This window comes from Streptomyces sp. NPDC096323, assembly GCF_040302845.1.
Lineage (GTDB): Bacteria > Actinomycetota > Actinomycetes > Streptomycetales > Streptomycetaceae > Streptomyces.
In genome coordinates, this window is the sequence record NZ_JBEOSI010000007.1 from 128009 (window position 1) to 149495 (window position 21487).

16 protein-coding genes and 1 pseudogene are annotated in these 21487 nt (G+C 72.1%); 12 read left to right on the top strand and 5 right to left on the bottom strand.

Annotation, left to right across the window (positions count from 1 at the left end; all coding sequences use genetic code 11):
- The first annotated feature begins 47 nt into the window (after positions 1-47).
- Positions 48-1025, top strand: a complete 978-nt coding sequence (locus ABTX18_RS20565) for an inorganic phosphate transporter (protein ID WP_352124144.1) — start codon at positions 48-50, stop codon at positions 1023-1025.
- A complete protein-coding gene (locus tag ABTX18_RS20570) occupies positions 1022-1657 on the top strand; it encodes a DUF47 domain-containing protein (protein WP_352124145.1) in 636 nt (211 codons plus the stop codon). Before ABTX18_RS20565 ends, ABTX18_RS20570 begins: the two co-directional genes overlap by 4 nt.
- Positions 1658-1696: 39 nt before the next feature.
- On the opposite strand, the gene ABTX18_RS20575 is transcribed toward ABTX18_RS20570, so the two are convergent.
- Positions 1697-2440 (bottom strand): GntR family transcriptional regulator, encoded by a 744-nt coding sequence (locus tag ABTX18_RS20575; protein WP_352124146.1) that lies wholly within the window; start codon positions 2438-2440, stop codon positions 1697-1699.
- Positions 2441-2602: 162 nt separating this feature from the next.
- Between ABTX18_RS20575 and ABTX18_RS20580 the strand changes: the two genes are divergently transcribed.
- Genes ABTX18_RS20580 through iolD form a run of 6 tightly spaced genes read left to right on the top strand, consistent with a single transcriptional unit; the run spans position 2603 to position 8998 of the window.
- Entirely contained in the window at positions 2603-3601 is a 999-nt protein-coding gene (locus ABTX18_RS20580; RefSeq protein ID WP_352124147.1) for a Gfo/Idh/MocA family protein, read from the top strand.
- On the top strand, positions 3598-4458 hold the full coding sequence (locus ABTX18_RS20585; protein WP_503061175.1) for a TIM barrel protein: 861 nt from the start codon (positions 3598-3600) through the stop codon (positions 4456-4458). The genes ABTX18_RS20580 and ABTX18_RS20585 overlap by 4 nt, the downstream gene beginning before the upstream one ends.
- 32 nt (positions 4459-4490) lie before the next feature.
- Positions 4491-5435: a 5-dehydro-2-deoxygluconokinase gene (iolC, locus tag ABTX18_RS20590; RefSeq protein ID WP_352124452.1), complete on the top strand. Its 945-nt coding sequence runs from the start codon at positions 4491-4493 to the stop codon at positions 5433-5435.
- The gene (locus ABTX18_RS20595; RefSeq protein WP_352124148.1) at positions 5428-6303 is read left to right on the top strand and encodes a Cgl0159 family (beta/alpha)8-fold protein; all 876 of its coding nucleotides are present in this window, start codon (positions 5428-5430) and stop codon (positions 6301-6303) included. Before iolC ends, ABTX18_RS20595 begins: the two co-directional genes overlap by 8 nt.
- A gap of 11 nt (positions 6304-6314) precedes the next feature.
- Positions 6315-7145 carry a 5-deoxy-glucuronate isomerase gene (iolB, locus tag ABTX18_RS20600; protein WP_352124149.1) on the top strand — a complete coding sequence of 277 codons (831 nt, stop codon included), beginning with the start codon at positions 6315-6317 and terminating at the stop codon, positions 7143-7145.
- Positions 7142-8998: a 3D-(3,5/4)-trihydroxycyclohexane-1,2-dione acylhydrolase (decyclizing) gene (gene iolD / locus ABTX18_RS20605; RefSeq protein WP_352124150.1), complete on the top strand. Its 1857-nt coding sequence runs from the start codon at positions 7142-7144 to the stop codon at positions 8996-8998. The genes iolB and iolD overlap by 4 nt, the downstream gene beginning before the upstream one ends.
- A gap of 67 nt (positions 8999-9065) precedes the next feature.
- Here iolD and ABTX18_RS20610 read toward each other — a convergent pair whose 3' ends face one another.
- Positions 9066-9743 carry an HAD family hydrolase gene (locus ABTX18_RS20610; RefSeq protein WP_352124453.1) on the bottom strand — a complete coding sequence of 226 codons (678 nt, stop codon included), beginning with the start codon at positions 9741-9743 and terminating at the stop codon, positions 9066-9068.
- Positions 9744-9859: 116 nt separating this feature from the next.
- Here ABTX18_RS20610 and ABTX18_RS20615 point away from each other — a divergent pair, with 116 nt between their 5' ends.
- On the top strand, positions 9860-12442 hold the full coding sequence (locus tag ABTX18_RS20615) for a bifunctional FO biosynthesis protein CofGH (RefSeq protein ID WP_352124151.1): 2583 nt from the start codon (positions 9860-9862) through the stop codon (positions 12440-12442).
- Positions 12443-12503: 61 nt separating this feature from the next.
- On the opposite strand, the gene rox is transcribed toward ABTX18_RS20615, so the two are convergent.
- On the bottom strand, positions 12504-13973 hold the full coding sequence (gene rox / locus ABTX18_RS20620) for a rifampin monooxygenase (protein WP_352124152.1): 1470 nt from the start codon (positions 13971-13973) through the stop codon (positions 12504-12506).
- Positions 13974-14211: 238 nt separating this feature from the next.
- Positions 14212-16411: pseudogene (locus ABTX18_RS20625) on the bottom strand (MMPL family transporter).
- Between the two features lie 85 nt (positions 16412-16496).
- Here ABTX18_RS20625 and ABTX18_RS20630 point away from each other — a divergent pair.
- The 3 genes from ABTX18_RS20630 to ABTX18_RS20640 all read left to right on the top strand — a co-directional run bounded on the left by ABTX18_RS20630 (position 16497) and on the right by ABTX18_RS20640 (position 19562).
- Positions 16497-16964: a MarR family winged helix-turn-helix transcriptional regulator gene (locus ABTX18_RS20630; protein WP_352124153.1), complete on the top strand. Its 468-nt coding sequence runs from the start codon at positions 16497-16499 to the stop codon at positions 16962-16964.
- A gap of 183 nt (positions 16965-17147) precedes the next feature.
- Positions 17148-18128 carry an alpha/beta fold hydrolase gene (locus ABTX18_RS20635; RefSeq protein ID WP_352124154.1) on the top strand — a complete coding sequence of 327 codons (981 nt, stop codon included), beginning with the start codon at positions 17148-17150 and terminating at the stop codon, positions 18126-18128.
- A gap of 318 nt (positions 18129-18446) precedes the next feature.
- Positions 18447-19562, top strand: a complete 1116-nt coding sequence (locus ABTX18_RS20640; protein ID WP_352124155.1) for an ADP-ribosylglycohydrolase family protein — start codon at positions 18447-18449, stop codon at positions 19560-19562.
- Between the two features lie 136 nt (positions 19563-19698).
- On the opposite strand, the gene ABTX18_RS20645 is transcribed toward ABTX18_RS20640, so the two are convergent.
- Complete coding sequence (locus tag ABTX18_RS20645; protein ID WP_352124156.1) at positions 19699-21270, bottom strand: sodium:solute symporter family protein; 1572 nt, start codon at positions 21268-21270, stop codon at positions 19699-19701.
- Between the last annotated feature and the right edge of the window lie 217 nt (positions 21271-21487).

The following is a 21487-nucleotide window of genomic DNA, read 5'->3' on the forward strand; positions in this document are numbered from 1 at the left end:
GGGTCACCGGGTGCGCGCCGCCCCCTCCACGTGAGGTAGCACCTTCCTTGACCACCACCATCGCGCTCATCATCACCGCCCTGGCCTTCGTCCTCGTCTGCGGCGCCAACGACGGCGCCTCGCTGCTCGCCATGGCCGTACGCCACAGCAGCGGTTCGGCCGTTCCCGTGCTGCTGACGCTGACCGCCGCGGTGGCGCTCGGGCCCGCCCTGTTCGGGGTGCGGGTGGCCCGCACCTTCACCGAAGGGCTGATCCCCGGCGACGCCGGGCATCCCGCGCTCATCTTCCTGTGCGGAGCCGCCGCCGCCCTCGTGCTCGTCCTGCTCCTCACCTGGCGCGGCATCCCCACCTCGATCACGCTGGCCGTCCTCGGCGGGCTGGCCGGCGCCGGCTCCGGACTGGGTGAACGGCCGCAGTGGGCCCGGCTCGGCCTGGTGCTGGGGATCGCCGCCGCGGCCCCGCTGATCGGCGCGGCCGCCGGGTTCGCCCTGGGGCGCGGTGCCCGCCGGATGCCGACGACGCCCGGGATGCCGCGCCTGGTGCACGGAGCGCATCTGGCCGCCTTCGGCTGCCAGTGCCTGGCGTACGCGGCCAACGACGGCCAGAAGATGTTCGCCGTCGCGGCCGTGGCGTCGGCCGGCCACGTCAGCGGCAGCCTGGACACGCCGCCCGGCCTCGTACCGGCGCTGGCGGTGGCGGTGGTCTTCGCGGCGGGGACGGTCCTCAGCCTGCGCAGGGTGTCCGGCGGGGCGTCCGTCCGGCTGCTGGCCGCCCGCCCCTGGCAGGTCGCCTCCGCCGAGATGGCCTCCTCCGCCACGGTGCTCTCCAGCGCCGCCCTGGGCGCGCCCGTGAGCATGACGCAGACGGTGATCGGCGGACTGGTGGGTGCGGGGGCCAGCGAGGGGGGCCGCCGGGTGCGCTGGCAGTTCGCCGTCCCCCTGGTCACCGCCTGGGGAGTGACCCTGCCCGCCGCCTACGCGGCCGGCCTGCTGGCCGGCCTACTCGCCCGAGGAGTGACCGCATGACCTTCCGCAGAATCGTCCACGACCTCACCGGCCGCTCGCACCACCAGCTGACCGACCTGCTGGCCGCCCAGCTCGACGCCGCCATCGAGGGGGTGGGGCTGGCGTCCGCGATGTCCGAGGGCACGCTCACGCCCGCCGAGGCCCGCGAGGCCATGGTCGACGTCGAGCACCGGGGCGACACCGGCCGGGCCGGACTGGTCGCCGAACTCGCCGTCGCCCTGACCACGCCCATCGACCGGGAGGACCTCTACCGCTTCTCCCGCAGCGTCGACGACGTCCTGGACAACCTCCGCGACCTGGTGCGTGAGACCGATCTGTACGGCGCCGAGGGCGAGCCCGCGGACCTGCCCGCGCTGGCCGGAGTCGCCGAGGGCCTGGCGATGCTGCGCGGCGCGGTCCAGGGGCTCTCGGACCGGCCGGGAGAAGTAGACGCGGCCACCGAGGCGGCCCGCAAGGCCGCCGGACAGGTGCGCAGGCACTACCAGTTGGCGATGGCCGAACTGCTGCGCCAGGAGGTCGGCACCGAGACCCTCACCCGGCGCGAACTGCTGCGCCGGCTGGACGTCGTGGGGCTGCGCCTGGGGGAGTCCGTGGCCGCCCTGTCGGACGCCATGCTCAAGCGCAGTCACTGACCGGAGGGCGGGCGGTCCCCGGGGCCGCCCGCCGGCCGTTCAGTGCGCGGTCAGCGTCATCTCGAAGGAGTACCGGGACGCCCGGTAGAGGTGGGACCCGAACTCCACCGGACGCCCCGAATCGCCCTGGACCGTACGCTCCATGGTCAGCAGGGTGCCGTTGCGGCCCTCGTCCAGCAGGCGCGCCTCCGCCGCCGTGGCCTTGCGGGCCCCGATGTTCTGACGGGCGGTGCGCAGGGAGATGCCGGCCCGCTTGAGCAGTTCGTAGAGCCCGAACTCGGTCAGCTCGTCCTCGGTCAGGGTCAGCAGGTCGGCCGGGAGGTGGTTCTGCATGACGGCGATCGGTTCGTCGTCGGCGTACCGCAGCCTGCGCAGGAACACGGTCGGCGTGCCGGGTTCGAGTTCGAGCGCGGCCGCGACGGTGCCCACGGCGGGCACGGTCTCCATGGACAGCACCTCGGTGCGCGGCCGGCGGTCGTCCCGCTTGAGGTCCTCGAAGAGGCTGGTCAGCTCGACCTGCCTGCGCACCCGGTTGTTGACCACCTGGGTGCCCACACCGCGCTTGCGTGCGAGGAGCCCCTTGTCGACGAGGTGCTGCATGGCCTGACGCATCGTCGGGCGGGAGAGGCCGAACTTGTCCGCCAGGGCGATCTCGTTCTCCAGCCGGGTGCCGGGCGCCAGCGTGCCGGATTCGATGAGTTGTTGGAGCTGCTGCGCGACCTGGAAGTACAGCGGTACGGGACTGCTGCGGTCGATGCTTATGAGCCTGGTGATCGATTCCATCGGGACTCCTCGATGCGTAGAACCAGGCGTTCAGTATGCCGCACAGTTCGACTCAAGCTCTGTACGTATATATGTCAGAACAAATGCTTGACTCGCTGTGAGTGCCGGGGATACAAATCAGGGACAGGCATCCACTCCTCCTCGAACCGGAGGCATTTGCGCATGCGCATCGGACTCATCGGTACCGGCCGGATCGGCACGTTCCACGCCGAGACCCTGATCGGACTCCCCGCCGTCACGCGGGTCGTCCTCCACGACGCTCAGAGACGCCAGGCACACGAACTGGCCGTCAAACTCGGTGCCGAGCACGCCCCCGACCTCGACGGACTGCTGGGCTCCGGCCTGGACGGGGTCGTGATCGCCGCTCCCACCGCCTTCCACGCGGACCTCGTACGGGCCGCGGCCCGCGCCGGAGTGCCCGTCTTCTGCGAGAAGCCGATCGCCGGCACCCTCGAGGAGACCCGCACCCTGCTGGCCGAGCTCGACGGCACCGGCGTCCCGCTCCAGGTCGGCTTCCAGCGCCGCTTCGACGCCGGTTACACCGAGCTGCGCGACGCGGTCACCGCCGGTGAACTGGGCTGGCTCCACACCATCCGGGCCTGCACCGCCGACCCGGCGCCGCCGCCGGCCGGATACCTGCCCGCGTCGGGCGGCATCTTCCGCGACTGCGCCGTGCACGACTTCGACATCGTGCGCTGGGTCACCGGCCGCGAGGTCGTCGAGGTCAGCGCCACCGGCGCCAACCGGGGCGACCCCTGCTTCACCGCCGCAGGCGACGTCGATACCGCCGTCACCGTCCTCACCCTCGACGACGGCACCCTCGTGACGTGCACCGCGACCCGTTACAACGGCGCCGGTTACGACGTGCGGATGGAGGTGGCCGGCTCCACCGGCACCCTGGCCACCGGCCTCGACCCGCACGCCCCCCTGCGCTTCACCGTCGGCGGACCACAGCCCGGAGCCGTATCGCACGACGGGTTCCTCGGCCGCTTCCGGGAGGCGTACGTCGCCGAGCTGACCGCCTTCACCGAGGTGGCCGCGGGCAGCCGGCCGAGCCCCTGCACTGGGGACGACGCGCTGGCCGCCCTGCTGGTCGCCGAGGCCGCCGACCTGTCGTGCCGTACCGGCCGACCCGTACGAGTAGAGGAGGCGGGCCGATGATCCGCGTCGCCGGAGCGCCCATTTCCTGGGGTGTGTGCGAAGTCCCCGGCTGGGGACACCAGATGGACCCGGAGCGGGTGCTGGAGGAGATGGCAGCCGCCGGTCTCGCCGCCACCGAGTTCGGGCCCGAGGGCTTCCTGCCGCAGGACCCGGGCGCCCGCGCGGAACTGCTCGCCGGGCATGGGCTCGCCGCCGTCGGCGGATTCGTCCCCGTCGTCCTGCACGACCCCGAGCGCGACCCGCTGCCCGAGGTCCGCCGCGCCCTGGCCGGGTTCGGGTCCGCCCGGACCCTGGTCCTGGCCGCCGCGACCGGGTCCGACGGCTACGACGCCCGCCCCGAACTGTCCGCACGGCAATGGGACGCGCTGCTGACCAACCTCGACCGCATCGCCGCCCATGCGGCGACGGAGGGCATCACCGCCACCCTGCACCCGCACATCGGCACGATGGTGGAGGGCCCGGACGAGGTCGAGCGCGTCCTCACCGGCAGCACCGTCCCCCTCTGCCTGGACACCGGCCACCTGCTGGCCGGCGGAAGCGACCCCGTGGACCTGGCCCGCCGGGCCGCCGACCGCATCGCCCACGTCCACCTCAAGGACGTCGACGCGGCGCTCGCCGCCCGCGTACGGGCCGGGGAACTCACGTACACGGAAGCCGTCCGCACCGGCCTCTACCAGCCGCTCGGCCAGGGCGACGTGGACATCGCCGCGATCACCGCGGCTCTGGACGCGGCCGGCTACACCGGGTGGTACGTCCTCGAACAGGACACCGTCCTCGACGCCGAACCCGCCGCCGGTGAGGGCCCGTTGGCCGACGTCGTGACGTCCCTGGCCCATCTGCGCAAGGTGACGTCGTGACCGCCGCGACTCCCGCGCCCGAGGTGCTCGTCATGGGGCGGCTCGGTGTGGACCTGTACCCGCTCCAGCAGGGGGTGGGCCTCGCCGACGTCGAGACCTTCGGAAAGCACCTGGGCGGCAGCGCCGCCAACGTCGCGGTCGCCGCCGCCCGGCACGGTCGCCGCACCGCCCTGATCAGCCGCACCGGACAGGACCCCTTCGGCGACTACCTCCGGGCCGAGCTGGGCCGTTACGGAGTCGACGCCGCCCGGGTCCGCCCCGTCGCCGGACCCCCGACCCCGGTCACCTTCTGCGAGGTCTTCCCGCCCGACGACTTCCCCATCTGGTTCTACCGCCCGCCCGGCACCCCGGACCTGCGGATCCACCCCGAGGAAATCGACCCGGACGAGGTGCGCGCGGCCGGACTGCTCTGGATCACCGGCACGGGGCTCTCCGCCGAACCCAGCGCGGCCGCCCATCTCGCCGCCCTCACCGCCCGCGACCGCTCGGGCATCACCGTCCTCGACCTCGACTACCGGCCCCGGCTCTGGCCCTCGCCGCAGGCCGCGGGACCCGCGCTGCGGGCCGCCCTCGCCGGAGCCACCGTGGCCGTCGGCAACCTCGACGAGTGCGAGGCGGCCGTCGGCGAACGCGACCCGGACGCCGCGGCCGACGCCCTGCTGGCCACCGGCATCGAACTCGCCGTGGTCAAACAAGGACCCGCGGGGGTGCTGGCACGCACCGCCAAGGAACGGGTCGTGGTCGCCCCCCACCCCGTCCAGGTCGTCAACGGCCTCGGAGCGGGCGACGCCTTCGGCGGCGCCCTGTGCCACGGCCTGCTCGCGGGCTGGCCCCTCGAGCAGACCCTCCGCTTCGCCAACGCCGCAGGCGCCTACGTCGCGGGGCGGCTCTTCTGCGCCCCCGACATGCCGACTACCCCCCAGGTGGAGAACATGATGGAACACGCCCACTCCCAGGAAGCGGCACCGCATGCGTGACGGAGTGCTGCAGACCCTGATGGAGACCCGGGCCCAGCGGCCCGAGGCGATCGCCGAGGCGGCGCAGCGACGCCGCAGGCGCCCGATGGTCCAGCCGTCCGGCCGGCTGATGCTGGTCGCCGCCGACCATCCGGCCCGCGGCGCCCTCGCCGTACGCGGCCGGGCCGATGCCATGGCGAACCGTGTCGGACTGCTCGACCGCCTGCTCACCGCCCTCGAACGCCCGGGGGTGGACGGTGTGCTCGGCACCCCCGACGTGCTGGAGGACCTGCTGCTGCTCGGCGCCCTGGACGACAAGGTCGTCATCGGCTCCATGAACCGCGGCGGCGTGCCCGGGACCGCGTTCGAGATCGACGACCGCTTCACCGCCTACGACGCGGCCTCGATTCAGGAGATGGGCTTCAACGCCGGGAAGATGCTGCTCCGCATCGACCCGTCCGACCCCGCCACCGCCTCCACCCTGGCGGGGTGCGCGGGCGCCGTCTCCGCGCTCGCCGACCGCAGACTGCCGGCCCTGGTCGAACCCTTCTGGGTCGAGCGCCTGCCGGACGGGCGAGCGGTCAACGACCTGCGGCCCGCGTCCATGGTCCGGGCGCTGGCCATCGCCCAGGGGCTCGGCCGCACCTCCGCGTACACCTGGCTGAAGGTGCCGGTGGTGGAGAACATGGAGATGGTGATGGAGGCGTCGACGCTTCCCGCGCTGCTGCTCGGGGGAGACCCTCCGGGCAGCCCCGACGACACGTACGCCTCCTGGGAGAAGGCGCTCCGGCTCCCCACCGTGCGCGGCCTGGTCGCCGGCCGCTCGCTGCTCTACCCGCCCGACGACGACGTGGCCGCCGCGGTCGACACCGCCGTCGGCCTGCTGTGAGAGGAGACGCCATGGACGGCCACCAGCCCGCGGGCAGCACCGGACACGGCCCCTGGTCCGTGGACACCGGCATGCGGCACACGGGACTCAGAGTCCTGGAGCTGGATCCCGGCGGCTCGCAGTCCTTCGGTACGCAGGAACGCGAGGTGATCGTGGTCCCCCTGTCCGGGTCCTGCTCCGTGCGCTGCGGCGCCGAGGAGTTCACCCTGGCCGGCCGTCCCGGTGTCTTCGAGGGCGTGAGCGACTTCGCGTACGTCCCCCGGCGCAGCGAGGCCGTCCTCAGCAGCCCCGGCGGCGGCCGCTTCGCGCTGGCGAGCGGCACCGCCCGGCGGGACCTGCCGTTCCGCCGGGGCCCGGCCGACGCGGTGCCCGTCGAGACGCGCGGCGCGGGCTCCTGCCGGCGCCAGGTCAACAACCTGGCCAGCGCCGACGGCTTCACCTGCGACCGGCTGATCGTCGTCGAGGTCATCACCCCGGACGGCAACTGGTCCAGCTATCCGCCGCACAAGCACGACGAGCACACCGCGACCGAGTCGGAGCTGGAGGAGATCTACTACTTCGAGATCGGCCGCGGCGGCTTCGGCCAGCACCGGCTCGGCGGCAGCCCGCCAGGCCCCGCCGGCGAGAGCGCCGAGGTTCGCACCGGTGACGTCGTGCTGGTACCGGACGGCTGGCACGGCCCCTCGGCCGCGCTGCCCGGCTACCCGATGTACTACCTCAACGTGATGGCCGGCCCGCACGACGAGCGGGCCTGGCGGATCACCGACGACCCGGCACACGCCTGGATCCGCGACACGTGGAACTCCACTGAGGCCACACCGTCCACGGAAGGAGCAGCATGATCCGGCTCACCGTCGCCCAGGCACTGGTGCGTTTCCTGATCGCCCAGCACACCGAACGGGACGGCGAGAGCCGACGCCTGTTCGCGGGCTGCTTCGGCATCTTCGGGCACGGCAACGTGGCGGGCCTGGGGCAGGCGCTCTGGGAGAACCGCGACCTGACGTACTACCAGGCACGCAACGAGCAGGCGATGGTGCACACCGCCGCCGCCTACGCCCGGATGACCGACCGCCTCTCGACGTTCGCCTGCACCGCGTCGGTCGGCCCCGGGGCCACCAACATGATCACCGCCGCCGCCGGAGCCACCATCAACCGGCTCCCGGTGCTCCTGCTCCCCGGGGACACCTTCGCCACGCGCGTCGCCGAACCGGTGCTCCAGCAGCTGGAGATGCCGTGGGCGGGCGATGTGACCGTCAACGACGCCTTCCGGCCCGTCTCCCGCTACTTCGACCGGATCGGCCGCCCCGAGCAGCTGATCGGCGCCGCCCTCGCGGCCGTACGCACGCTCACCGATCCGGTGGACACCGGCGCGGTGACGCTCGCGCTGCCGCAGGACGTGCAGGCCGAGGCGTACGACTGGCCCGAGGAGTTCCTGGCCCACCGCGTGTGGCGCATCGACCGGCCGGCCCCGCAGGCCCAGGTGCTGGCCGATGCCGTCCGGATGATCCGGGCAGCCCGCCGCCCCCTCGTCGTGGCCGGCGGCGGGGTCGTCTACGCGGGCGCCACCGAGGCGCTGGACGCGTTCGCCCGGGCCACCGCCATCCCGGTCGCCGAGACCCAGGCGGGCAAGGGCTCGCTCCGGCACGGCCACCCGTCCTCGGCCGGCGCGATCGGGCACACCGGCACGACGGCGGCCGACGCGCTGGCCCGGGAGGCGGACCTGGTGATCGGCATCGGCACCCGGTACAGCGACTTCACCACCGCCTCGCACACCCAGTTCGCCGACCCCGGTGTCCGCTTCCTCAACATCAACGTCGCCCGGCTGGACGCGGTGAAGCACGCCGGACTGGCGATGGTCGCCGACGCCCGCACCGCACTGGAAGCCCTGACGGCCGAGCTGTCCGACTGGCAGGTCCCCCCGGAGCACCGCGAACGGACCACCGCACTGGTCCGCGAGTGGGACGCCGTCGTGGACGCCGCCCACCACGTGGGCCACACCCCGAAGCCCGCGCAGTCCGAGGTGGTCGGAGCGGTCAACGAGGCGGCCGGCGAGGACGGCGTCGTGGTCTGCGCGGCCGGCTCGCTCCCCGGCGACCTGCACAAACTCTGGCGTCCGGCGGACCCGAAGCAGTACCACGTCGAGTACGGGTACTCCTGCATGGGTTACGAGATCGCCGGCGGGCTCGGCGTGAAACTCGCCGCCCCCGAGCGCGAGGTCTTCGTCATGGTGGGCGACGGCTCCTACCTGATGATGGCCCAGGAACTGCTGACGGCCGTCTCCGAGGGGATCAAGCTCATCGTGGTCCTGGTCCAGAACCACGGCTTCGCGTCGATCGGCGCGCTCTCGGAAACGGTGGGCGCTCCCCGCTTCGGCACCTGGTACCGCTACCGCGACGCGGAGAGCGGGGCGCTGGAGGGAGACCAACTGCCGGTCGACCTGGCGGCCAACGCGGCGAGCCTGGGCGCGGACGTCCTGCGCGTCAGCGGCATCGCCGAATTCCGCAAGGCCCTTGCCGAGGCCAGGGCGTCCGACCGCTGCACGGTGATCCACATCGAAACGGACCCTCTGGCCCCGGCCCCGTCCTCCGGAGCCTGGTGGGACGTCCCGGTGGCGGAGGTCTCCGAGGCCCCGGAGACGAGGACCGCGCGCGAGGCCTACGTGAAGTCAAAGTCCGACCAGCGCCCGTACCTCTGAGCACCGCCACCGACGGGCCGGACCCCACCGGCCCGTCGGGGCAGAGCCTGCCGAGGGGACACCAGCACTACAGCGCCCGCAGCGCCCTCACCCGTGGCGGGTCCGGGGTCTTGTTCAGGAGGGCCGGCAGCTCCGTCAGCGCGTTGATGCGGAAGTCGGCGGTCTCCACCACGTCCGGGTGATCCGCCCACCAGTACCCGCACGCGCCCCGCCGGATGTGGGCCGCCCGCAGGCCCGAGGACTTGGCCGGGAACAGGTCGTTCGCCGGGTGGTCACCCACGTACAGCGTCTGCTGGGGGTGCGCGCCGGACGCCTCCAGGACGCGGGCGAAGAACTCCGGGTCCGGTTTGGCGACGCCCCACTCGTCCGAGGTGACCACCAGGTCCGCCGGCAGGTCGAGCGCCCGCAGCAGTTCCCCGGCCCGCACCGTCCCGTTGCCCGCGACCACGACCCGTACGCCCAGCGACCGCAGTTCCGCCAGGGCCGGCCGCACGTCCGGATAGAGGTCCGACTCGTCCAGGTGCTCGCCGCGCCCGGCGGCGGCGCGGGCCAGGGACGCCTCGGTGACGTCCATGTCGGGGCGCAGCATGGTCAGCGCGTCGGCGCTGTCCCGGCCCTGGACGACCGCGGCCCCGGCCAGCGCACTCAGTGTGTGCGGCGGGACGCCGAGCCAATTGGCCCAGGACGCCCAGTAGCGGTCGTCGCGGATGAGTGTCTCGCCGATGTCGAAGACGATCGTTTCCATCACCGGGCCGAGCCTACGGGGCCAGGACTCCCGCGCGGCCGAGGCACAAGGGGCGCGAGGGAGGTGCGGGAGATCCGGCCGGTCACCGGCCCGGTCCCCGCTCGTATGCTCGGCTCATGACCGATCCTCAGCGCGGACGTCCCACCACCAACTCCATGCGACGTGCCCTCAAGCGTGCCAGAGACGGTGTCGCCCTCGATGTGGCCGAGGCGGCCGTCCTTCTCCAGGCGCGCGGCGACGATCTGACGGATCTCGCCGCCTCCGCCGCCCGGGTGCGGGACGCGGGTCTTGAGGCGGCGGGGCGGCCCGGTGTCATCACGTACTCCCGCAAGGTCTTCATTCCGCTGACCCGGCTCTGCCGGGACAAGTGCCACTACTGCACCTTCGTCACCGTCCCCGGCAAGCTGCGGCGCGAGGGCCACGGCATGTTCCTGTCCCCGGACGAGGTCCTCGCCATCGCCCGCGAGGGCGCGGCGATGGGATGCAAGGAGGCGCTGTTCACGCTGGGCGACCGTCCGGAGGACCGCTGGCCCGAGGCCCGGGAGTGGCTGGAGGCCGAGGGGTACGACGATACCCTCGCGTACGTACGCGCCATGGCGATCCGCGTCCTCGAGGAGACCGGTCTCCTCCCGCACCTCAACCCGGGCGTGCTGACCTGGACCGACCTTCAGCGCCTCAAGCCCGTCGCCCCGTCCATGGGCATGATGCTGGAGACGACCGCGACCCGCCTGTGGTCCGAGCCCGGCGGCCCGCACCACGGCTCCCCGGACAAGGAACCGGCCGTGCGGCTGCGGGTACTCGAAGACGCGGGCCGGTCCAACGTCCCGTTCACCACCGGCATCCTCATCGGCATCGGCGAGTCGTACGAGGAGCGCGCCGACTCCCTCTTCGAGCTGCGCAGGACCGCCCGCGCCTACCACGGCATCCAGGAAGTCATCATCCAGAACTTCCGGGCCAAGCCCGACACGGTGATGCGCGCGATGCCGGACGCGGAGCTGGAGGAGCTCGCCGCCGCGATCGCCGTCGCCCGCCACATCCTCGGCCCGTCCGCCCGCATCCAGGCCCCGCCGAACCTCGTCGACGCGGAGTACGCGCTGATCGTCGGCGCCGGGATCGACGACTGGGGCGGCGTCTCCCCGCTCACCCCGGACCATGTGAACCCCGAGCGCCCCTGGCCGCACATCGACGAACTCGCCGCCCGCACCGCCGACGTGGGGTTCCAGCTCCGCGAACGGCTCACCATCTACCCCGAGTTCATCCAGCGCGGCGAGCCCTGGCTCGACCCCCGCCTCCTCCCGCACGTCCGCGCCCTGGCCGACCCGGAGACCGGGCTCGCGAAGGAGGGGGCGCTCCCGGTCGGCCTGCCCTGGCAGGAACCCGACGAGGGTTTCAACGCCTCCGGCCGCACCGATCTGCACCGCACCATCGACACGGAGGGCCGCACCGGCGACCGCCGCGACGACTTCGACGAGGTGTACGGGGACTGGGAGGCGCTCCGCGAGGCCGCGGTGCCCGGTATGGTCCCGTCCCACGTCGACACCGATGTGAAGGGCGCCCTCAGCCAGGCGGCCGCCGACCCGACGCGGCTCACCGACGCCCAGGCGCTCACCCTGCTGCACGCGGACGGCCCGGCACTGGACGAGCTGTGCCGGATCGCGGACGCCCTGCGCCGTGACGTCGTCGGTGACGACGTCACGTACATCGTCACGCGCAACATCAACTTCACCAATGTCTGCTACACCGGCTGCCGCTTCTGCGCCTTCGCCCAGCGCCGCACCGACGCCGACGCGTACACCCTTTCGCTCGACCAGGTCGCCGACCGTGCCGCACAGGCATGGGACGTCGGCGCGGTCGAGGTCTGCATGCAGGGCGGCATCCACCCGGACCTGCCCGGCACCGCGTACTTCGACATCGCGCGGGCGGTGAAGGAACGCGTACCCGGCATGCACGTCCACGCGTTCTCACCGATGGAGGTCGTCAACGGGGCCACCCGCACCGGCCTGTCGATCCGCGACTGGCTGCTCGCCGCGAAGGAGGCCGGGCTGGACTCGATCCCCGGCACGGCGGCGGAGATCCTGGACGACGAGGTCCGCTGGATCCTCACCAAGGGCAAGCTGCCGACGGCCACCTGGCTGGAGGTCATCAGGACGGCCCACGAGGTGGGCCTGCGCTCCTCCTCCACGATGATGTACGGCCATGTCGACCAGCCCCGCCACTGGCTGGGCCACCTGCGCACGCTCGCCCGACTCCAGCAGGAGACGGGCGGGTTCACGGAGTTCGTCACCCTCCCCTTCATCCACACCAACGCGCCCGTCTACCTCGCCGGCATCGCCCGCCCCGGCCCCACCGACCGCGACAACCGGGCCGTCACGGCGATGGCCCGCCTCCTGCTCCACCCGCACATCACCAACATCCAGACCAGCTGGGTGAAGCTGGGCACGGAGGGTGCGGCGGAGATGCTCCGCTCGGGGGCCAACGACCTGGGCGGCACGCTGATGGAGGAGACCATCTCCCGTATGGCCGGGTCGAGTTACGGCTCGTACAAGTCGGTGCAGGACCTGGTCGCGGTGGCCGAGGCGGCCGGCCGGCCGGCGAAGCCGCGTACGACGCTGTACGGAGAGGTGCCGGCCGAGCGCGTCACGGCCGCGGCGGCCTCGGACGGGCACCTGCCGGAACTGCTGCCGGTGCTGGAGGGCTGAGACAGCCCCCCGGGTTTCCCGCTGTGCGCGGGAAACCCGGGGGAGCTGTCGCGCGACGGGATCAGCCGGCCGGCTCGCCGAACCAGCGGGCGAGGTGCTCGTCCAGCTCCTTCTGGTCGTCGCCGATCCAGGCGACGTGGCCGTCGGGCCGCAGCAGGACGCAGGGAGCGTCCAGTACGGCGGTGGGATCGGCGAGGTGATCGACCCGGTCCGACCAGCCGTCGGCGTTCAGTCGCCGGGTGCGGTCCAGCAGCAGCCCGCGGCCCTGGTGCAGCAGGTCGTAGAGGCGCCCCTGCTTCACGTCGATGTCGGGCAGTCGGCGGCCGAGGAGGCCGGGCCCTTCGCCGAGGTCGTAGCGGATGCCGGTCGCGGCGATCTTCTCGATGAGGTGGCGGTTCACCTCGTCGAAGTCCATCAGCTCGGTGAGCAGCCGGCGCAGCGCCTGCGGGCCCGGTTCGGGGGAGTGCAGTTCCATCTGGGCGCGGGTGTTGTCCAGCACGTCGGCGGCGACCGGGTGGCGTTCGGCCTGGTAGGTGTCCAGCAGCGTGTCCGGGGCCCATCCGCGGACCTGCGCGGCCAGTTTCCAGCCGAGGTTGAACGCGTCCTGCACACCCAGGTTGAGGCCCTGTCCACCCGTGGGCGGATGGATGTGGGCCGCGTCGCCGGCCAGCAGCACCCGCCCGGTCCGGTACCGCTCGGCCAGCCTGGTGGCGTCCCCGAAACGGGACAGCCAGCGCGGGGAGTGCACACCGAAGTCGGTGCCGGCGACGGCACGCAGCCGTTCCTTGAAGTCCTCCAGCGTCGGCGGCACCGCGCGATCGGCGACTCCCGCGGCGGGAACGACGACGCTGTACGCCCCCTGGCCGAAGGGCCTCAGCCAGAACCGCTTGTTCGTCTCGCCGATCTCCCGCACCTTCGCGGCGACCTCCTCCGGCGGCGCGCCCACTTCCATCTCGCCCATCAGCGTCTCGTTCCGCGAGGGCTCACCGGGGAAGGCGACGCCGAGCAGTTTGCGTACGGTGCTGCGCCCGCCGTCACAGCCGACGAGATAGCGCGCCCGTACCCGCTCACCGGCCACGCCCTCACCGGCCAGCTCGACGGTCACGCCCTCGTCGTCCTGCTCGAAACCGGCCACCGCACAGCCTCGCCGGACCTCCGCACCGAGCTGGACCGCGTGCTCCTCGAGCAGACGGACGATGACCGGCTGCGGGATGCCCAGCAGATAGGCGTGGGCGGAATCGAGACCCTGGGGCGCGGGCTTGGGGATGCCGGCGAAGAATCCCGCGGCCGGACGCCTTCTTCCGTGTGCGAGGAGCCGGTCCAGGAGTCCTCGCATGGCCATCAGCTCAAGGCTGCGGATGTGCAGCCCGACGATGCGGACGAACGACGCGGGCTCGGTGTCCTTCTCCAGGACGAGGACCCGCACGTCGTGCAACCGCAGCTCGGCGGCCAGCATCGCGCCGGTCGGCCCGCACCCGGCGATGATCACGTCGTACAGGGCGCTGGAAGGGCTGGAATGCGAAGTATTCACAGGTGTTGCCTTTCGGGAGTGCCTGGTTGGCGTGGCGCTCCCGGCGACACCTACGTCAATCGCCCGGCCATGACGGAAAGGGGGAGCACCCACATCGGTACTGCGTTCATGGGTCTCACCTCCTCGGGCGCTGTCACGGTCGACGGCCAACTATAGGCCCGGGTGTTCAGGCGTCCAGTTCTTTTCGGAGGGGTGAGGGCCTTCCGCGCCGGAAGGCCCTCACCCCGTCCACGAACGGCTAGCCGCCGACGCCGACGCCCACGTCCGCCGCCGTGGTCGTCGTGCTTTCGGCGCCCGGCGCACCGTCCGTGCCCGCCGGATTTTCCGCCGCTTCCACCGCCATGTGCGGCAGCCGCTTGTCCAGCCAGGCCGGCAGCCACCAGTTGGAGCGGCCCAGCAGATGCATCGCCGCGGGCACCAGGGCCGTACGCAGGATGAACGCGTCGAGCGCGACCGCCGCCGCCAGTCCCACGCCCGCCATCGCCGCGTTCGAGTTGCCGCTGAGCACGAAGGCGACGAAGACGGCGACCATGATCAGGGCGGCGCTGTTGATGACCCGGCTGGTCTCGGCGAGGCCGACCCGGACCGCGCGGGCGTTGTCGCGGGTGTGCACCCATTCCTCGTGCATCCGGCTGACCAGGAACACCTGGTAGTCCATGGAGAGCCCGAAGAGCAGCGACAGCATGATCAGCGGCAGGAAGGCGGTGATCGGGCCTTCCTTGCCGAGGCCCAGCAGGTCGAGACCCCAGCCCCACTGGAAGATCGCGACCAGTACGCCGAAGGACGCGGCGGCGGCGATCAGGTTCATCAGCGCGGCCGTCAGCGGTACGACGATCGAGCGGAAGGCCAGCAGGAGCAGCAGGAAGCCGAGGACGATGATGGTGCCGATGAACAGGGGCAGCCGGTCGCCGGTGATGGTGGCGAAGTCCTTGGAGACCGCCGTGACCCCGCCGACGTGGGCCTTGACACCGGCGTCTGGGATGACGTCGTCGCGCAGCCGGTCGATGAGCCGGGCCGTTTCCTCCGACTGCGGTGACGTGGTCGGCACGACCTGGATGAGGCTCACGCCGTGCGCGGGCGGCAGTGCGGCGGCCCGGGCCACGCCGTCGGTGGACTCGATGCCCTTGACGAGCGCGGCGGTGTCCTCGCCGTCCACCACGACCTGGAGCGGCCCGCTGAAGCCGGGGCCGAAGCCCTCGGCGAGCAGGTCGTAGGCCTGGCGGGTGGTGGTCGTGGTGTCGTTGTTGCCCTGGTCGGCCGTGCCGAGCCGCAGTGAGAGCACCGGCAGCGCGAGCACGGCCATGACCACGACGGCGAACGCTGCGGTGCGCCGCGGGCGCTTCTGCACCTGCGCCGACCAGCGGGCGGCGAGGCCGCTCGCCCGCTTCGACGTGGCCTCGGGCCCGTCGGCGGTGAGCCTGCGCCGCTGCCGGCGGCTGAGCACCCGGGTGCCGAACAGGCCCAGCAGGGCAGGGAGCAGCGTGACCGCGGCGAGGACACTGAGCACGACCGTGAGGGTGGTGCCGATGACGACGCCGTCCAGGAACCGCAGATTGGTCACGAGCATGCCGGCGAGCGCGATGCACACCGTGCCGCCCGCGAAGAGCACCGCGCGGCCGGAGGTGTTGAGGGCGGTGACCGCGGCATCCTCCGGATTCATCCCGCGCAGGATGCCGCGCCGGTGCCGGGTGACGATGAACAGCGCGTAGTCGATGCCGACACCGAGGCCGATCAGGGAGGCCAGCAGCGGGGCGAGGTCGGGGACGTTGGTGGTGTGGCTGAGCAGCTGGATGCCGAAGGTTCCGATGCCGACACCGAAGACGGCCACGCAGAGCGGCAGCAGCATCGCGAGCAGCGACCCGAAGGCGAAGTAGAGGATGACGGCGGCGGCCGCGAGGCCGACGATCTCCGCCAGACCGGTCGGCGCCACTTCCACGCTCGCGATCGCCTGGCCGCCCAACTCCACCTGGAGTCCCTGTTGTTCCGCGTCCTGGGCGGCGTCGACGACGTCCTGCACGAGAGCCTGCGGCACGCTGTCGGCCTGCTGCGTGAAGGCGACCTCGGCGTAGGCGATCCGCCCGTCCTCGCTGATCTGCGTGGCGCCCCGCTCACCGGCGTACGGCCCGGTGACCCCGCCGACGCCCTCCATCCCGGCGATCTTCTTCAGCGCGGGCTCGATCCGGGTCCGTACGGCCGCGTCGGTGACCTTGCCGTCGTCGACCTTCCACACCACCGTGTCGGTGTCCCCCGAGGTCTGCGGGAAGGCCTTCTCCATCAGGCCGTAAGCCCGCGTGGAGTCGGTGTCCGGCAGGGAGAACCGATTCGCGGTAGTCGGCGCCGGCGGAGGTCGCCGCCGAGCCCGCCCCCGCCAGTGCCGCCAGCCACAGCAGCAGCACCACCAGCCGGTGCCGGTAGCACCAGCGTGCCAGAGTCGTCATGTTTCCCCACCCCTTGGTTGATTTGCATTACCAATCACCATCAGGGTTATTGGTAATGCAAACATTGTCAAGTAGGGTGTCCTTCATGGCTCCCGACGACTCCACGGACGACCTGATCGACGGCATGGTCCGCAGCGCCTTCCAGGTCATGGGCGTACTCACCCGCATCGGCGCTGAGCACGACCTGTCCCTCACCCAGCTGCGCGTGCTCGGCATCCTGCGCGACCGGCAGCCCCGCATGAGCGACCTCTCGGCATTCCTGGGCCTGGACAAGTCGACCATGTCCGGCCTCATCGCCCGCGCGGAGCGGCGCGGGCTGCTGACGCGGGGCACCAGCCCCGAGGACAAGCGCGCCGTCGTCGTCCTGATCACCGACGCCGGACGCGAGCTCACCCAGCGCATGGACGACGACATCAGGGAAGCCCTCGCACCGGCCACCGGCCGTCTCGGCCCGGAGCAGCGCGAGCAGCTCGCCCGGCTGCTCGAGCCCCTCATCTCCCCGCCCCTGCAGGCGACACCACGCCCCGACCGCCCGGTGCGCCGTACGCACTGAGCCCGACCGCCGGCCGGGTCGGACAGGCGCACCGCGGACCGGTCTTGCCGAACCGGCAAAGGGACTCGTCTCTTCGGCGGCGCCTTGCGCATGATCGGTTCCGAGGCGACAGGGCGGCAACGGCAGCCGGGGCCGGTCCTGACGCCAGGCAGCACGCGCGACAGCCGCACCTGGAGGAGAGCCATGGGACAGCACAGCTCGGAGATCACGCACCGGTCGGTCGCATCACCGGGAGGCCGGATTCACCTCGCCGAGCAGGGAACCGGGCCGCTCGTCCTGCTGATCCACGGCTTCCCGGAGTCCTGGTACTCCTGGCGCCACCAGCTGCCGGTCCTGGCGGCGGCGGGCTACCGGGCGGTCGCCATCGACGTACGCGGCTACGGCCGCTCCTCCAAGCCGGCCGCGACGGACGCGTACCGGATGCTCGGTCTCGTGGAGGACAACGTCGCGGTGGTACGCGCCCTGGGCGAGGAGTCGGCCGTGGTCGTCGGCCACGACTGGGGTGCCACCATCGCGGCGCACTCCGCCCTGGTCAGGCCGGAGGTCTTCCGCGCGGTGGGGCTGCTGAGCGTTCCCTACGCCCCGCCCGGCGGCCCCCGTCCGAGCAGTGTCTTCGCCCGGATGGGCGGGGACGAGGAGTTCTACGTCTCGTACTTCCAGGAGCCCGGCCGTGCCGAGGCCGAGATCGAACCCGATGTACGCGGCTGGCTCGCGGGCTTCTACGCGGCACTGTCCGCCGACACCATGCCCGCGGCCGACGCCCCGGACCCACACTTCGTCAGCAAGGGCGGGACACTGCGCGACCGGTTCCCCGACGGCCGGCTGCCGGGCTGGCTCGGTGAGCGGGAACTCGACGTCTACGCCGCCGAGTTCGAACGCACCGGCCTGACCGGCGCGCTGAACCGGTACCGGAATATGGACCGTGACTGGGAGGATCTCACCGCCTACGCCGGCGCCCCCCTCACCCAGCCCTCGGTGTTCATCGGCGGAGGCCTGGACGCCTCCACCACCTGGCTGGCGGACGCGATCGACGCCTACCCGGCCACGCTTCCGGGCCTGGTCTCCTCCCACATCCTCGACGGCTGCGGCCACTGGATCCAGCAGGAACGCCCCGCCGAGGTCAACCGGATCCTCACCGACTGGCTGGCCACGCTGCCCAGTTGAGGGCGCACCCGCGGCGCGCACTCCCGTCAACGGAGCACACGGCCGCGTCGTGCATACCTCGGCCCGCAGCGAACTGACCCAGACGCTGGCCTGACGTCCCGAGCCGGGCGCCGGCCGACCAGCACGTGCGAGCCGTCGGCGCCGGCGTCGGCCGCACGGGCAATCCCCGGAGATTGCCGCGCAAAACTGAACCGAACCAGCCACTTCGTACATACCGTTCCGCCCCCGTCGGCCCCGTCCCCGTTCGATTACAGTGCTGCGCAGTTACCGCGCAGTCGCACACGGGAACGGACCGACCGGGAGACGGGGAGGGGCACGGTGGGCTCAGGGACCACGGTTGTCTGGGGCCGTGCCGAGCAGCAGGACTTCCGCAGCCGGGTACGCGGCGCACTGCTCGGCGGCGCCATCGGTGACGCGCTCGGCGCGGGCGTCAGCGGGCTCACGCTGGAGGAGATCCGCGAGGCCCACGGGGCCGACGCCGTCACCGACTTCGTCCCCGCACACGGCGGACGCGGCTGTGTCACCGCGCTCACCCAGCTCACCCTGTTCACCGTCGACGGGCTGATCCGCGCCCAGGTCCGCCGCGACACCGGCGCCTGGCACCCGCCCACCGACGTGCACCAGGCCCACCTGCGCTGGGCCGCCACCCAGCACGACTGGGGCCCCGACGAGCGCCGCAAGGACAACGGCTGGCTCGCCGGGCAGGAGTGGCTCTACAGCCGCCGCGCGCCCACCCGGGAATGCCTGGGCGGCTTCGGGGACACCACCATGGGCACCCTCGACCGGCCCAAGAACCCCGCCGCCCACGACTCGGCCGCGCTCACCCGCTCCGCCCCGTTCGGGCTGCTCGTCGGCTGGGAGCCGCAGCTCGTGCTCCAGCTGGCCGTCGAGTGCGCCGCCCAGACCCACGGCCACCCCACCGCCCTGCTCTCCGCCGGCGCCCTCGCCGTGATGGTGCACGGGCTGGCGCGCGGCGAGACGCTGGACGGCTCCGTGCAGCACGCGCTGGCGCTGCTCGCGGAGCGGCCGGGCCACGAACCCGTCACCGAGGCGCTCCAACAGGCCCTCGGCACCGTGCGCCAGGGCATCCCCGGCCCCGCCCTCATCGAGTCGCTGGGCGCCACGGACTCCGCCGAGGAGGTCCTCGCCGTGGCCGTGTACTGCGCCCTGGTCGGCGAGGACATCCGGCACGGCCTGCGGCTGGCCGTGAACCACGGCGGGCCTTCCGCGGCCACCGGGGCCGTGTGCGGGGCGCTGCTCGGCGCGCTGCACGGCGAGACCGCGCTGCCCCCGGCCTGGCTGGCCGAGCTGGAGGGGCGGGCCACGCTCCTGGAGCTCGCCGACGACTTCGCCATGGAGATGACGCAGGGGCCCGCCCTGCACAGCCCGGCCGCGGCCGCACCGGGCTGGCTGGCCCGCTACCCGCGCGGCTGAGGCAGGACCGGAACAGGACCAGGTGCGGGGCGGGGTTCCCCGCAGCCGCCCGGAAAGGTAGAGGGGCCGGTCCCCCGTACGGAAGCCGCCGCAACCGTACGTGAACCCGCCCCTCACCCCCGTACAGCCGCAGGCGTCAGTCCTTCACGCCCTCCGCGACTGCCACGCCCTCGGGACCGCCCTGGGCCGGGACGGTCGCACCGGCCGTCGGGCCGTCGCCGTCCGAGTTGATCTGCTCGATGATCGCGTCGCGCTCCGGGGTGTCCTCCGGCTTGATGAAGCCGATGACGATGTAGAGCACCAGCGAGATCGCCAGCGGCAGGGCCACCTGGTACTGCAGGGCGACGTCCGTCTTCACCGAACCGTCGAAGTTGTAGTTGGTGAAGTAGAACGCCAGCAGACCCGCCGCCCAGCTGGTGAGCGCCGCCGTCGGTCCCGACTTACTGAACCTGCGCAGCAGGCCCAGCATGAACGGGATCGCGATCGGGCCCATCAGACCGGCGACCCACTTGATGACCACCGAGATGATGTCCTTGAACGTCGGCGAGTTGATCTGGGTCGCCAGCGCCATGGACAGGCCGAGGAAGCCGAGTGTGGACAGGCGCGCGGCCATGAGACCGGCCCGGTCGCTCCAGTTGCGGGCCGCCTTGGAGAAGACCGGGGCGATGTCGCGGGTGAAGACCGCCGCGATGGCGTTGGCGTCCGAGGAGCACATGGCCATCGTGTGGGAGAAGAAGCCGACGACGACCAGGCCCAGCAGACCGTGCGGCAGCAGCTGCTCGGTCATCAGCGCGTAGCTGTCCGAGGCGTCCGGCTTCTGCGCGTCGACGAGCAGCGGGGCGCACCACATCGGGAAGAACAGGACCGTCGGCCACACCAGCCACAAAATGGCGGAGAGCCGCGCCGAGCGGGTCGCGGAGCGGGCGGAGTCCGTGGCCATGTAGCGCTGGGCCTGGTTCCACATGCCGCCGTTGTACTCGAAGGTCTTGATGAACAGGTACGCCAGCAGGAAGGTCACGGTGTACGGACCCGCCGTCGGGTCCGTGTGGCCCTCGGGCAGCTTGTCCCAGACCGTCCACAGGGTGCTGAAGCCGTCGAGCTTGCTCATCGCGGTGACGAGCATCGCGATGCCGGCGAACAGCTGGATGACGAACTGCCCCAGCTCCGTGAGCGCGTCGGCCCACAGGCCGCCGACCGTGCAGTAGACGGCCGTGATGAGACCGGTGATGAAGATGCCCTGGGTCAGGGTGATGCCCGTGAACACGGAGAGCAGGGTGGCGATGGCCGCCCACTTGGCGCCGACGTCCACGATCTTCAGCAGCAGCCCGGACCAGGCGAGCGCCTGCTGGGTCTGGATGTTGTAGCGGTTCTTCAGGTATTCGAGCGGCGAGGCGACGTGCAGCCGTGAGCGCAGCCGGTTGAGCCGGGGAGCGAAGAGCTTGGCGCCGATCCCGATGCCGATGGCGATGGGGAGCGACCACGTCACGAAGGACGTGACGCCGTACTGGTACGCGATGCCGGCGTAACCGGTGAACATGACGGCGCTGTAGCCGGACATGTGGTGCGAGATGCCGGAGAGCCACCACGGCATCTTCCCGCCGGCCGTGAAGAAGTCGCTGACGTTGTCGACACGCTTGTGGGACCAGAGTCCGATCGCGATCATCACGCCGAAGTAGCCGATGAGCACGACCCAGTCGAGACTGTTCATGTGCCCCCTCCTGGGGTCCGCCTTGTGAACGGGGTACGCACTTCGTCAGTACGGCCGGTCAGCGGGGCCCCCGTGCGGGAGCGGGGGCTTCGGGGATTGAACCGCCTGTTCGGTACCTCGGTCAAGGACCCCAGAGGTCATAGATGTGAACGCAGGTCAGCAAGAGGAACGATTTTACCTGTTCTTGACTCACGAAAGCGTTGTCGCGAACGTGACG